Source organism: Salinarchaeum laminariae (assembly GCF_023204835.1).
In the GTDB taxonomy this organism is placed as follows: Archaea; Halobacteriota; Halobacteria; order Halobacteriales; family Salinarchaeaceae; genus Salinarchaeum; species Salinarchaeum laminariae.
Window position 1 is genome coordinate 2,571,649 of record NZ_CP096270.1, and the last position, 13,687, is coordinate 2,585,335.

Here is a 13,687-nt window from a genome sequence, read left to right on the forward strand (position 1 = left end):
GAAGCGGGTTCGGAGATGACGATGGAGGTCAGCATTCGTATTCAAATACTCGAAGGCGGGGGTAGCAGAACACCGGAAAACGAGCAAATGACGTCACTACCGACTGCGCACCTTTGCGGGGCGTCCATTCCTCGACGGCGTCAGTATCGAGCAGTCCCGTCTCTGCGAGTTCTCGAATCGTCTGGAGCGGTCGCTCGGCACGACGCCAACGATGCCCGCCCGATCACTACTGGAACATCACGGGCGCGGACTCGGCGGGTGCGCCAATACACCGGCAAACGGACACGTGCTCAGAACGCCTTTCCCCGTCGGCAGCGTACAGATGGTAATGGAGAACCCAGAGCAGACGACCTCAGAGCCTCGGATCTACACCGCGCCACGGACGGAGATATCCCAGAACCAGGGGAAATTCAGGATCCACTTCAACTTCCCCGGAAGCCAAGTTCCCGACCACGACGACCACGGCTACGGTCCGCTCGCGACCGTCGTCGAGTCGTTCATGGATCCGGGAACGCTCATCTCGATGCACCAGCACCGGAACGAGGAGATCATCTCGTGGGTGCCTGACGGAGTAATGCGCCACGACGACCGCCTGGGCAACGAACTCGTCACGGACCCGGAGAGCATGCTCGTTATGAACGCCGGAAGCGGGTTCTGGCACGCCGAGGAAACGTACGAGGACGACCCGCCGCTGCGGATGCTCCAGATTTTCGTCCGTCCGCACAGTCTGGATCTCGAGCCGGACATCCAGCACGAGCCCATCCCCGACGCAGCTCAGAACGAGTGGCGTCACCTCTTTGGATCAGTTGACGGAGACCCGCCGCTGTCGGTCCGGAACGAGGTCGATTGCTACGACTGTCGGCTGGCCGAGGGGACGACGATTTCACTGCCCACCCACCCGGACCGGGACACCTACCTCTACGTGTTCGACGGCGCCGTGACGATCGGCGAGAGCGAGACTGCGATCGACTACACCGAGAGCGCCCTCGTAATCGGCGAGGACGACGTGCCCGTGACGGCTACAGAAAACTCGACTCTCGTCGCATTCACCATCGATCCCGACGCGCCGATCACACGACAGGGGACGATCGGTCGCTGATCGGCGTCGACGCAGTTGGATGGTGAGAGTATGGACGGGCAATGTATGATATCGACCGCGACGACGGAGATTTCACTCACGTGGAGTGGAAACGAGCCGCAAAGCGGCTCGCCGCTTCCTGAATGATCCTGAGGAAGCATTTCGAGACGGTCGCCCGGCGGGGATAAACCTACGGATCGGTTCTGGCGATTGGCCACAGCGTATCCGGGCAATGGGCAGCACGGAGCGTCTCCCTACCCCAATAACCGCTCCATTACAAATTGGGGACGGTTCAAATGGTCGGTCACGATGAAAATCGCGCTCATCGGATTCGGAAACGCCGGGGGAAAGATCGCCGATGAGCTGTTCGAGTATCAGCTAGACTCCGATCGAGAGCTCTGCCGGGCAGTGCTCGCGGTCAACACCGCTCAGACGGATCTCGCGAAGCTCGACAGGATTCCAGAGGAAGATCGGATCCTGATCGGACAGACGGATGGCAGAGCGAAGGGCCACGGCGTCGGTGCGGATCCCGATCTCGGCGCAGCGGTCACGCGCCAGGACCTCCACGAGATCGAGAACGCTCTCGCAGAGGTGCCGATCTACGACGTGGACGCCTTCCTCGTCGTCGCAGGCTTAGGTGGCGGGACAGGCAGCGGCGGTGCGCCGGTGCTCTGTGAGAAGCTGCAAGACACCTACGAGGAGCCGGTCTACGGCCTGGGCGTGCTTCCCAGTAGTGACGAAGGTGGGCGTGCGACCTACAACGCCGCCCGCGCCTTCCCATCCTTCGTCGAGGCGACGGAGAACCTGATCGTCTTCGACAACGACGCGTGGCGAGGCCACGCCGACTCCGTCGGCGGCGGCTACGACCGGACGAACCGCGAGATCGCCAAGCGCATCGAGACGCTGCTCTCTGCGGGCAACGTCGGCGAGGAAATCTCCGAAAACGCGATGGACGCCAGCGACGTCCGCAGAACGCTCGGAACGGGTGGCGTCAGCTCTATCGCCTACGCCGAAACGGGCATCGACCGCTCGACCTACGAGTCCAGAGGGTTTCTGAACAGGTTCCGGAGCAACGGCGTCGAGGAGGACTCGGACTCGGCGAAGAAGATCAGCGGCCTCGTGCGCCAGGCCGTCCAGTCCCGGCTGACGCTCCCCGCGAGCGTCGACTCCGCGGAGCGGTCACTGATCGTCGTCTCCGGACCGGCAGAGGAGTTCTCACGGAAGGGTCTCGAGAGCGCTCGCCGGTGGGTCGAAGAGCGGACGGACAGTATCGAGGTCCTCGCTGGCGACAGCCCGACGCCCTCTGCGGACGTGCTCTCCGTGGCAGTGATCGTCTCGAACGTGACCGAGGTCGAGCGCATCGATCGCCTGCAGTCACAGGCCCTCGACGCCCAGGCGAACGTCGAGAAACAACGCGAGGCCCGCGAACAGGAGATAGAGGACCTGATAACCGACGATAACGACGAAATTAGTCCGGTCTGAGAGCGGACGGTTCCCCCTGCCATCGTCCGGTCCCTCGAACCACAGAGCGACCGTTAGGAAAACGACGGCAGCACTGCGTCCTTATAGCGCTCGATGAGTGCCGATTGATCGTCGCCAATCTGATGGACGTACACGTGATCGTAGCCGGCATCCAGAGCGGTCTGGATCGCCTCGACGTGCTGATCGACGTCCCAGCCGAGCAGTATCGAACTCTCCCGAACGTCGTCCTCGTCTACCATCTCACAGGCCTGCTCGAAGTGCGCCGGCGTCGGCAACTGAGCACTCAGTTCGCCCGTCAGTGCCGAGTTCGGCCACTCGTTGTACGCGATGTCGAGCGCTTCGGCTTCCGTTTCGGCGACACAGGCCTGTAGCTGGCAGAATCGTGGCCCCTCACCGCCGTGGTCTTCCCAGGTTTCGACGGCTTCCTGCGGCCCGACGGACCAGAATCCGTCGCCGAACGTCGCCGCCGCTTTCGCTGCACGCTCGCCGTAGGCGGAGACGCAGATCGGCGGCCGCTCCTCGGGGAGCGTGTAGAGCCGTGCGTTCTCGACAGTGTAATGCTCTCCGTGATGGCTGACTGTCTCTCCTGACCAGAGTCGGTCGATCACCCCGACGGCCTCCTCGAGCATCTCCAGGCGGACCTCGTGCTCGGGCCAACGATCGCCGAGCACGTGCTCGTTGAGATTCTCTCCGGTACCGACGCCGGCGAAGAAGGTCCGCCCGTCGAACATCGATGCGACCGTCGCACTCGCCTGTGCGTAGATCGCCGGATGGAATCGGATGATCGGCGCCGACACGCCGACGCCGACGTCGATATCGTCAGTCGCTGTCGCGACGCCGCCGAGAGTCGCCCACGCGAACGGTGAGTCGCCCTGGTCGCCGATCCAGGGATGGTAGTGGTCCGAGATCGAGAGGAAGTCGAAGCCCGCGGACTCCGCGCTGACCGCGTGTTCGACGAGGTCGGTGGGACTGTGCTCCTCGCTCGATAACGTGTAGCCGATGTCGGTCATGGTGGGACTGTGATAGTCCCCGCTTCCCGTCTCGTTTCTCCGGTCGTCACGCGGTTAAGTCCGAGGCCGGCCAGCGTCATGGAGGAGTGAAACTCGGAACCCAGACCTCCCGAACGGTTAATTCGATCCCACGCGAACCGCCGAGTGTGCCGATCGACCAGCCAGACGATCCAGCGGAGGTCTACCTGACGGAGGCCGACGTCGCCATCCTGACGGGGATCGTCGGCCACCCATACGAGATGCCGACGCTGCCGGAGCTCTGCTGGGCGGCTGGCGGTCACGGTCGCGAGCTGATCAAGCGTCGAGTACGCCGACTCGTCGAGCGGGGGCTCATCGAGGAAATCAGGTTCGAGGAGGGCGCGCCGTCACCGAAGCTCCCGGACCGGTTCCTCGGAACGACGGACTTCGGCGACGAGATCCTCGATCGCCGGCTCACCGACGACCGACAGCGCGCGCTCCACGAGACCTACGCAAGCCTCGAGAAGCCCGACAGAATTCTCCGCTACGAGCGAGCGCCGCGCCCACCGCGGTGACCGTCGCGGACAGTACGTAGAGTGTCTCATCCAGCCAGCGGCAGCGTCGGTTCTAGCGGCCGCGTTGGTGCTACCCTCAGCGTTGCTGCCACTGAGCGTCCTCAGCGCTACTGCCACTGATCGTCGTTCTCAGTCTCAGAAGTGCCGTCAGCGGCGGATCGTATCGGATCTTACGCCAGCGCGCTTCCCGCCCGAACGATCGTCTCCTCGCCGAACGCTGGGCCGACGAGCTGCAGGCCGACGGGCAGCCCGTCTGTCTCGCCGGCAGGGACGGAGATCGCTGGGAGGTCCGCGAGGTTCACCGGCGTCGTGTTCGCGTCCGCGAGATACATCGTCATCGGGTCGTCGAGTGACTCGCCGAGTTCGAACGGCGGGATCGGCATCGTCGGCGAGGCGAGAACGTCGGCATCGTCGAGGGCCTCGTCGAAGTCCTGCTTTACCCACGCTCGCGCGGCCTGGGCCTGGTCGTAGTACTTCTCGTGGTAGCCAGCCGAGAGCGCGTACGTGCCGAGGAGGATCCGACGGACGACCTCGTCACCGAACCCATCTCGTCGCGCCCGGGCGAAGGTCTCGTTCCAGTTGCCGTCGAACCCGCCGCCCTGGCCGTACCGGACGCCGTCGAAGCGCGCGAGGTTCGAGGAAGCTTCCGACATGGCGATCACGTAGTACGCTTCGACTGCGTGCTCGAGGGACGGCAGCGAGACGTCGTGAGTCGATGCGCCCTGTGCTTCGAGCTCGTCCATGGCGTCCCAGAACGTCTCGACGACGCCCTCGTGAGCGCCGTCGAGTAGCTCGGTCGGGATGCCGATCTCGAGGCCGTCGACGTCGCCGTCGGCTGCGGCGGCGTACTCGCTGTCGGCGCCCTCGTCTCTGGTCGTCGCGTCGTTGGGATCCGGGCCGGCGATGACGTCGAGGAGCTCTGCCGCTTCCTCCACTGTCGGTGCTATCGGACCGATCTGTTCGAGGCTGTTGGCGTAGGAGACGAGACCGTAACGCGAGACGAGGCCGTAAGTCGGTTTGATGCCGACGACGCCACAGAACGCTGCGGGACAACGGACCGATCCGCCAGTGTCCGAGCCCAGCGCGAGATCTGCCTCGCCGTCGGCGACGGCCGCGGCAGAGCCACCCGAAGAGCCCCCCGGAACGTGACCCGGTGCGGCGGGGTTCTCCGTCGGCCCGAACGCCGACGTCTCCGTCGTCGTCCCCATGCCGAACTCGTCCATGTTCGTCTTGCCGACGATCGTCGCGCCGGCATCGAGCAGATGCTCCACGACGGTCGCGTCGTACGGCGGTACGTACTCCTCGAGCATGGCTGAGCCACAGGTCGTCGGCACGCCCTGCGTCGAGATGTTGTCCTTGACGGCGACGGTCGCGTCGGCGAGTGGTCCCGACTCGTTCCCGGCGATCTCCGCCTCGGTGATGAATGCGTCTCTGGCCATGTCAGGAGACGTTTGGGCCCTTGAAGTAGCCGTCCTCGCTGTCGGGGGCGTTCGCGAGAGCGTCGTCCTGTGAGAGCGACGCGCGCTCCTCGTCGGGGCGCATGACGTTGGTCAGTTCCACGTCCCGGTCGACGTCGGGGACGTCCTCCAGCGCGTCGAAGGCCTCGAGGATGTCGGCAAACTGATCGACGAACCGCTCGGCGTCGCCCTCGTCGAGGTCCACCCGCGCCAGGCCCGCGACGTGTTCGACGTCGTCCGTCTCGACGCGTTGCTCGCTCATGTCGAGATCCACTTTCGGCCCGGGAGTAAGCGTTTCGAATAGCGGATCGGCCCGATAGCCTCTACCATCGGCGGACGCTCCGAACGCGGACCCAGGGTTCTTACGGGGACCCATCTGACACCATATCCTGACCGAACGTCCAGTTTTGACCGGTCGCGCTGAGTCCCCTCGATTTGCGATCGCAAATGCTGTTTTTCGGCTGGAGAGCCGGTCTCTACACCATCCCCTCCTGCGGACAGAGAAACGGCAGCGAGACGCCACGAACTGCCACTTGGCGGCGAAATTGGGGGAAAATTGGGCAAAGACCTTAAGTCCCGTCCTGCGCAACAAATAAGGGAGCGGTTCTTCCGAGGGGGCCACCACACACAATGTCAGATGGACGACGAACCCGGGAACGGGAGCGAACCGAGACCGAGTCCGAGCAGCAGACGGAGGAGGTCGACGAGACGGTCCAGTGTCCGGAATGCAGCGGACACCTCGTGAACGACGAGGAACACGGCGAGACCGTCTGTCAGGACTGCGGACTGGTCGTCGAGACCGACGAAATCGATCGCGGTCCCGAGTGGCGAGCCTTCGACTCTCGCGAGAAGGACGAGAAATCCCGCGTCGGTGCCCCGACGACGAAGATGATGCACGACGAAGGGCTCTCGACGAACATCGGCTGGCAGGACAAGGACGCGTATGGTCGCCAGCTATCCTCGCGCCAGCGCGAAAAGATGCAGCGCCTGCGCACCTGGAACGAGCGGTTCCGCACGCGTGACTCCAAGGAGCGGAACCTCAAGCAGGCACTCGGCGAGATCGACCGTATGGCGAGCGCGCTCGGGCTCCCCGAGAACGTTCGCGAGACGGCAAGCGTCATCTATCGGCGCGCTCTCGCAGAGGATCTCCTCCCCGGTCGATCCATCGAGGGCGTGTCGACGGCGTCGCTGTACGCCGCCGCACGACAGGCAGGCACTCCGCGCAGTCTCGACGAGATTACCGCGGTATCACGCGTCGAGAAGGACGAGATCGCACGAACGTACCGGTACGTCGTCCGCGAACTCGGCCTCGAGATCAAACCCGCCGATCCCGAGCAGTACGTGCCACGGTTCGTCTCGGAGCTCGAACTCTCCGAGGAGGTCGAGCGACGTGCTCGAAAGCTCCTCAAGACGGCGAAGGACGAGGGGATTCACAGCGGGAAATCGCCCGTCGGCCTCGCTGCCGCGGCAGTGTACGCCGCCTCCCTCCTCACCAACGAGAAGGTCACACAGAACGAGGTCAGCCGAGTAGCGAACATCTCGGAAGTGACCATCCGAAACCGGTACCACGAGCTCCTCGAAGCCGAGGGCGCGATCGCGTAAGCGGCGCAAAAAACGATTTTCGACGCGTCGATCCGATCGTAAGCGGAGCGTGAGTCTGTTTCGCTGTCCTCAATCCACACTCTCCGTCTCTTTGCGCACTCACTCCCTCAGTCCGACTCTGCACCGTCGGTACGCACTGTATCGCCCACTGGCGCCGAGACGTCCGCATCCGCGACGTTCGCCGTCACCGAGTCTGGCTGGTCGTAGAGGTGACAGGCGACCGGGTGCGTTCGATCGTCCTGCAGCGCCGGTGAGACGACCTCACAGACGCTCTCGTACTCCTCTGCCAGGATCGAAGCGGCACCCTCCCAGTCCTCGTAACACAGTTCGTGAAGTGCCGAGCGGACAGTCTGAGCGTGGGACCCCGATAGCTCGACGTCGAGCATTCGCTCCTCGAGTCGATCCACGAACGCCTCGGCGTGGCGCTCGCGAAACGGGTCCTCGCGAACGTCGTCCCCGAGCAGCGACCGAAGCGACGATCCGCCGGAGCTGGGCTGCTCGTCCGCGACGTACTCCCAGGCGGAGTCGAGGTCCACCTCGCGCGATTCGATGCGCTCTCGCACGTCCATGATCTGCCTGTACTCGCGCTGGTCGATCGTGACGTCCTCGGGTGGGATGACCGAGGGACAGCGCGTCCGGAATCGACACCCACTCGGCGGATTCCGCGGCGAGGGGACGTCCCCCGAGAGCGTCTCGATCTCGCGATCCCGTTCGTCGGTGGACGCTCGTGGAACGCTCTCGAGGAGCGCCTGCGTGTAGGGGTGTTTCGGCGACTCGAAGATGTCGGCGACTGGCCCGACCTCGACGAGTTCGCCGAGATACATCACGGCAACCCGATCGGAGATGTGCCGGATGACCGAGAGGTCGTGGGAGATCAACAGGTAGGTAAGGTCGAACTCGTCCTGCAGATCGGAGAGGAGATTGAGAATCTGCGCCTGGACCGAGACGTCGAGAGCGCTCGTCGGCTCGTCGAGCACGATGAAATCCGGTTCCAGTGCCAGTGCTCGCGCGATGCCGATGCGCTGGCGCTGACCGCCGGAGAACTCGTGGGGATAGCGATCGTACTGATCTGAGCTCAGTCCGACGCGCTCCAGCAGTTCGCAAACGCGCTCGGTGCGTTCGGCTTTCGTGCCTACGCTGTGGACGTCGAGTGGCTGGCGTACCGTCGCCCCGACCGTCATTCGGGGATCGAGGCTGGAGAACGGATCCTGAAAGACCACCTGTGCGTTCCGGCGGAAGGAACGCAGGTCGTCGCCGGAGAGATCGAGGACGTCCTCGCCGTCGAAGCGGACCGTGCCACCTGTCGGATCCTGAAGGCGCAGCAGCGTCTCGCCACAGGTCGACTTCCCGCAACCGGACTCGCCGACGAGGCCGAGCGTTTCTCCCTCCCGTACGTCGAAACTGACGCCGTCGACGGCCTGGATCGACACGGGCTCCCCGCCGAGCGCTCTGTCGACGAGGGTGTCCCGCTCGTAGAAGTGTTTCTCGAGATCGCGCACCTCGAGGAGTGACTCAGTCATCGGCGCTCACCCCCTCACCGCTGGCGTCGTCCTTTCCATCGTCCCGACCAACTGTCGTGTCACTGGATTCGTCATCGAAGTAGTCCTCGGGCAACGCCTGCTCCGGCTCGTAGGGATGATCTGCGAGATAACATTTCGCGGCGTGGTCCGGACTGCCCGGACCGGGGAACTCCGGGGGCTTCTCGAGACACTCCTCCATCGCATTCGGACAGCGATCGGCGAAGTAACAGCGGTCCTCCATCTCCTGATCGAGGAGACTCGGAACGTTGCCCTCGATGGGCTGTAGCCGCCCTCCGGCGGATTCGAGATCGGGGATAGACCCGAGCAGCCCTTGCGTGTAGGGATGGACGGGATTGTCGAAAACGTCTTCGAGCGACCCTCGCTCGACGATCTCGCCGGCGTACATCACGCCGACGCGGTCACACATCCTGGCGATGACTCCGAGATTGTGCGTGATGAGGAGGATCGTCATGCCAGTTTCCTCCTGAATGTCGCCGAGGATGTCGAGAATCTGCGCTTGGATCGTAACGTCGAGCGCCGTCGTCGGCTCGTCGGCGATCAGCAGCTCCGGTTCGCCCGCGAGCGCCTGCGCAATCATCGCACGCTGGAGCATCCCACCGGAGTACTCGTGGGGCAGCGCTTCGGCGCGCTCAGCAGGATCGGGAATGCCGACGAGTTCGAGCAGTTCGATCGCCCTGGCCTTGCTCTCCTCCGTGAGATACCCCTGCCCTGGGAGCGCGGTCCCAAGCAGGAACTTGCCCAGTCCGTACGACTGGGTCCGGGAGCGCGTGGACCGGGGGTTCGCGCTGGCTCGACGCTGTACCTCGACAGCTTCGGCGATCTGCTCGCCGACCGGGAGCGACGGGTTCAGGCTGCTCGCTGGATCCTGGAAGATCGTCGCGAAGTCCGGTCCGCGAAGCGCTCGCCGATGGCGTTCGGGGAGTTTCCGGACGTCGACGAAATCACCGTCGACGGCGTCCGGAGCGTTCTCGCTGGCCGACTCCGCCAGCTCCGAGTTCCGGTAGTTAATTTCGCCGGTGACGATCCGCCCGGGGTCCTCGACCAGATCGACGAGGGAGAGCGCAGTGACGCTCTTCCCCGATCCGGACTCGCCGACGATACCGAGCACCTCGCCTTCCTCCACGTCGAAGGAAACCTTCTCGACGGCGTTGACCTGGCCCTCCTGGGTGAAGAATCGGGTCGTCAGATCGCGAACGCTGAGGAGATCACGGGGCATCAGACCCCTCCCTCCCCCTGATCGATGCCAGGGTCGAGCGCGTCGCGAAGCCAGTCGCCGACGAGATTGATACCCACGACGGCGATCACGATGGCGGCGCCGGGCACCGTCGCGATCCACCACGACGAGGACAGGTAGTCCCGCCCCTGTGCGATGTCCAGTCCCCAGGAGAGGTTCGCCCCGGAGAACCCGAGGAAGGACAGCGAACTTTCGAGCAGGATGATCGCTGCGACCTGGATCGTTCCGAGCACGAGAATCGGCGTCAGGCTGTTGGGGAGGACGTGCCGCCAGAGGATCTCGAGGTCCGAAGCGCCGACGCTCCGTGCAGCCTTGACGTACTCCTCGTTGCGGACGCTCAGGGCCTCGCCCCTGGCGACGCGCGCGAACCACACCCAGTTCACGAGCGCGACGACGGCGATGATAGTGCTGGGTATCACGATCTCGGCTGGCATATCGGGTGCCAGCCCGAGTTCGTGAAACGGGTCAGGGATAGATTCGGACTGCTGGCCCCAGAGTCCGGTCAGGGCAATCGCGAGCACGAGCGACGGGAACGCCAACATGATGTCCGCGATGCGCATGAGCGCGTCGTCGATCCGACCGCCGTAGAAACCGGAGACGAGACCCACGATGACGCCGAACATCGCGGCGAGTGCGGTGCCGCCGATGCCGACGATGAGCGACGTGCGCGCTCCGAACAGCGCCCGCGAGAGCACGTCACGCCCGACGTGATCGGTGCCGAGTGGATGCTCCATCTGTGCGTTCACCTGTACCTGCTCCTCGACGATCGTGATCTCACCGTCCTCCATGACCGTCGTCGACTCCGTCCGCGTCTCGCTGAAACCGAGCGGAGGAAGGTTCGCCTCCCCCGGGTTGGTCTGCTTGGGGTCGTGTGGCGCCAGTAGTGGCGCGAAGGTCGCCGCGAGGAGGATGAACAGAATCAACACCACGCCCAGCTTCGCGAGGTGGCTGCGTTTGAGCTCGACTGTCAGATTGCGCCAGGTTCGATCTGAGACCATTATTCGTACCCCACCTGCGGGTTCAGGTAGCCATAGACGACGTCGACGGCGACGTTGATGACCACGAAGCTCACGCCGATGACGATCAGCGCGGCCTGGATGATCGGCCAGTCACGGCTGTTGATGGCGTCGATCAGCAGCGATCCCAGACCCGGCCACGCGAAGACCGCTTCGGTGATGACCGCGCCGCCGATGAGCGTCCCGAGCTGGAGCCCGAGAACGGTCAGAATTGGGATGAGCGTGTTCCGAAGCGCGTGCCGGTAGCGCACGAGCGTCTCGGGGAGTCCCTTCGCCCTCGCTGCAGTGACGTACTCTTTCCCGAGCTCGTCGAGCATTCCGCTCCGGGTCAGCCGCGTGATGAGAGCCGTGAAGTACGTTCCGAGGGTAACCGCCGGCAGCGTAATGTGCCAGAGCCAGGTCCCCATATCGTCGGCGAACGCACCGGCGTCGAGCGGCACCGAGAGCGACGGTCCGGCCAATTTGAACCGGATCAGATGCGTCCACGCCTCGAGGAAGCCGACAGGACGCTGGCTCGTCGGGAACAGGTCCAGCTGCACGGACAGGAACAGGACGAGCATGATGCCCAGCCAGAAGTTCGGCGTCGAGATACCGACCAGCGAGAACAGGGTCGCGCCGTAGTCTGCCGGGCTGTGTCGACGCGTCGCCGCGACCACGCCCAGTGGGATCGAGAGGACGATCGCCACGATGCTGGATGCAACTGCGAGCTCGACGGTCGCCGGCACCCGTGACAGAACGATGTCGTTGGCGGGCAATCCTCGCTGATAGGAGTAACCCATGTCGCCCTGGAGCAGGCCGGCGAGGTAGTCGGCGTACTGGACGTGCATTGGCTTGTTCAATCCGAGATCAGCGGCGATCCGCTGGCGAAGCTCGGGGCTCGCGTCGAGTGGCGCGACGAACGTCACCGGGTCGCCCGGCGAGAGAAACCGGAGCACGAAGACCACGGTGATGACGCCCCAGACGACGAGCAGGCCCTGTAGGGTTCGTCTGACGAGGAATCGTCCCAGCGACATCGCTCGCTGGCGAGTTACTGGCTACCGGGCAGGCCCTGGGCCTCGTTCACCAGCTGGTCGAACTCGTCGTTCTTCCAGGAGGTCAGTGCGCCGTCACTGGTGAGAAGCGGAATGAGGGTCTGCGACGCGTCGAACACTGCGTTCCCCCACCCGATGAGATACCAGTCGGGGCTCGTCTCGATGTCTCCGTCCGTCAGCTTGCCGGCCAGCTCACCGAACTCGACCTGGTTCACTTCGGCACTGACGTTGTCGAGATCGTCGATGTATCCGGCGGTCGCCTGTGCGATTTCGAGGTCGTTGAGATACCGCCCAACGGGCGTGTGAAGCACGAGATCTGCCTCGTCGTACTGAGACTTCTCGATGAGTTGATTGGCACGCTCAGGGTCGTAGGGGTACGGGTCGAGATCCTCGTTGTAGCCGACGAACCCTTCGAGCGTGGGCTGTGCAGTCTGGTCGGCGAAGCTCTGGAGCGTATCCTGTACGATCGTCTCCAGATCGATCGCGTAGTTCATCGCCCGGCGGAAGAGCGGATCGTCGAACGGCTCGACGTCGTATCGCATGCCGTTGTAGATGATGCGCGTACTGGGCACCGGCGCCATCTCGGCACCGCTGGCGTCCTGTACGGACGACACCTGCTGTGGCGGCACGTTGACGATGATGTCCGTCTCGCCCTGGACGAGCTGGTTGACCCGCGTGCTGTCCTCGCCGGCTGCGCGGAATACGAGGCTATCGAAGTCGGGGGCTCCGCGCCAGTGATCCTCGTAGGCCTCGAAGGAGACCTCGACGCTCGCCTCGTAGTTGGAGAGCTGGAACGCGCCAGTCCCGTTCATGTTACGGTTGATCTCCTCGCTGTTCCGCGATTCGATCCAGTCCTGCTGGACGATGTTACAGTACGATGCAAACAGGGAGAAGATGACGGGGTTGATGCCATCGGAGAACACGTCGACCGCGTTCCCCTCGTCGGCGACCTCTGCGCCGGTGACGCCGGCGAGCTGGTCGTTCTGGGGGCTCTCCAGACTGACTTCCGGATCGACGACGCGGTTGATGCTGAACGCGACGTCAGAGGGCTGGAGCTCGTCGCCGTTGTGGAAGGTCACGCCCTCTCGGATGTGGAATCGGACGTGTCCCGGCTCGATGCGCTCCCAGTCCTCGGCGAGTGCCGCCTCGATCGATCCGTCACTGGTTCGCATCAACAGCCGGTCGTAGGCCTGGGTGACGATGTTGTCGGTCGGCGTCTCCCGATGGTTGTGGGGGTCGAGCCCGGTGTCCATCTTGCCCTGCGTGACAGTGACGGAGCTCCCCTCCGGCGCCATCGTGTACGCCCAGATGAGTTCGTCGCTGCGTGGCTCCCAGTCGAGACTCGTCCGCTTGCCGTAGTTGCTGTACTGTCGGTTCAGGAAGATCCACGGCGCTTCCTGGTGAGCAGCGAGATTCGCGCGCTGGAGGTAGCCAGCCCGGTTGCTAGGTTCGTCGAGATCCTGCCAGTTCTCCTCCTCATCGACACCGTTGCCGACACCGCCGCCATTCTCGCCGTCGGTGTTGTTGCCGTCGTCGCCGTCACCGCCGTCGCCCGAACAGCCTGCGAGTGCGACAGTGGCCACTGAGGCGCCAGCGGCACCGCCGTGCTTGAGAAACGACCGCCGATCGAACCAATGATCGTCCGACATAGCAAGACCGATGCGCGAAGTGGCCTAATAGTTCATGGTTAATATAGAGACATA

General features: G+C 64.2%; 12 protein-coding genes. 4 read left to right on the top strand and 8 right to left on the bottom strand.

From position 1 onward, the window contains the following. Window positions 1–328: 328 nt before the first annotated feature. Window positions 329–1,099, top strand: coding sequence for a pirin family protein (locus MXF70_RS12205; protein ID WP_248515902.1), 771 nt, complete (start codon window positions 329–331; stop codon window positions 1,097–1,099). Window positions 1,100–1,387: 288 nt separating this feature from the next. Beyond that, a complete protein-coding gene (locus tag MXF70_RS12210; RefSeq protein WP_248515903.1) occupies window positions 1,388–2,560 on the top strand; it encodes a tubulin/FtsZ family protein in 1,173 nt (390 codons plus the stop codon). Window positions 2,561–2,613: 53 nt separating this feature from the next. Here the strand turns inward: MXF70_RS12210 and MXF70_RS12215 are convergent, their stop codons facing one another. Next, window positions 2,614–3,570 carry a TIGR03557 family F420-dependent LLM class oxidoreductase gene (locus tag MXF70_RS12215; RefSeq protein ID WP_248515904.1) on the bottom strand — a complete coding sequence of 319 codons (957 nt, stop codon included), beginning with the start codon at window positions 3,568–3,570 and terminating at the stop codon, window positions 2,614–2,616. Window positions 3,571–3,716: 146 nt separating this feature from the next. Between MXF70_RS12215 and MXF70_RS12220 the strand changes: the two genes are divergently transcribed. Continuing rightward, the gene (locus tag MXF70_RS12220; RefSeq protein WP_248515905.1) at window positions 3,717–4,103 is read left to right on the top strand and encodes a hypothetical protein; all 387 of its coding nucleotides are present in this window, start codon (window positions 3,717–3,719) and stop codon (window positions 4,101–4,103) included. Between the two features lie 170 nt (window positions 4,104–4,273). On the opposite strand, the gene gatA is transcribed toward MXF70_RS12220, so the two are convergent. Then, window positions 4,274–5,542 (bottom strand): Asp-tRNA(Asn)/Glu-tRNA(Gln) amidotransferase subunit GatA, encoded by a 1,269-nt coding sequence (gatA, locus tag MXF70_RS12225; protein ID WP_248515906.1) that lies wholly within the window; start codon window positions 5,540–5,542, stop codon window positions 4,274–4,276. Window position 5,543: 1 nt separating this feature from the next. Further along, window positions 5,544–5,822 carry an Asp-tRNA(Asn)/Glu-tRNA(Gln) amidotransferase subunit GatC gene (gene gatC / locus MXF70_RS12230; RefSeq protein ID WP_248515907.1) on the bottom strand — a complete coding sequence of 93 codons (279 nt, stop codon included), beginning with the start codon at window positions 5,820–5,822 and terminating at the stop codon, window positions 5,544–5,546. 368 nt (window positions 5,823–6,190) lie between these two features. Here gatC and MXF70_RS12235 point away from each other — a divergent pair, with 368 nt between their 5' ends. Next, a complete protein-coding gene (locus tag MXF70_RS12235; RefSeq protein WP_248515908.1) occupies window positions 6,191–7,162 on the top strand; it encodes a transcription initiation factor IIB in 972 nt (323 codons plus the stop codon). 107 nt (window positions 7,163–7,269) lie between these two features. Here the strand turns inward: MXF70_RS12235 and MXF70_RS12240 are convergent, their stop codons facing one another. The 5 genes from MXF70_RS12240 to MXF70_RS12260 are packed head-to-tail and all read right to left on the bottom strand — an operon-like array spanning window position 7,270 to window position 13,633. Next, window positions 7,270–8,682, bottom strand: a complete 1,413-nt coding sequence (locus MXF70_RS12240; RefSeq protein ID WP_248515909.1) for an ABC transporter ATP-binding protein — start codon at window positions 8,680–8,682, stop codon at window positions 7,270–7,272. After that, window positions 8,675–9,919 carry an ABC transporter ATP-binding protein gene (locus MXF70_RS12245; RefSeq protein WP_248515910.1) on the bottom strand — a complete coding sequence of 415 codons (1,245 nt, stop codon included), beginning with the start codon at window positions 9,917–9,919 and terminating at the stop codon, window positions 8,675–8,677. Before MXF70_RS12245 ends, MXF70_RS12240 begins: the two co-directional genes overlap by 8 nt. After that, on the bottom strand, window positions 9,919–10,935 hold the full coding sequence (locus tag MXF70_RS12250; RefSeq protein WP_248515911.1) for an ABC transporter permease: 1,017 nt from the start codon (window positions 10,933–10,935) through the stop codon (window positions 9,919–9,921). The genes MXF70_RS12245 and MXF70_RS12250 overlap by 1 nt, the downstream gene beginning before the upstream one ends. Continuing rightward, a complete protein-coding gene (locus MXF70_RS12255) occupies window positions 10,935–11,966 on the bottom strand; it encodes an ABC transporter permease (RefSeq protein WP_248515912.1) in 1,032 nt (343 codons plus the stop codon). Before MXF70_RS12255 ends, MXF70_RS12250 begins: the two co-directional genes overlap by 1 nt. 14 nt (window positions 11,967–11,980) lie before the next feature. Continuing rightward, a complete protein-coding gene (locus MXF70_RS12260; RefSeq protein WP_248515913.1) occupies window positions 11,981–13,633 on the bottom strand; it encodes an ABC transporter substrate-binding protein in 1,653 nt (550 codons plus the stop codon). Window positions 13,634–13,687: the final 54 nt, after the last annotated feature.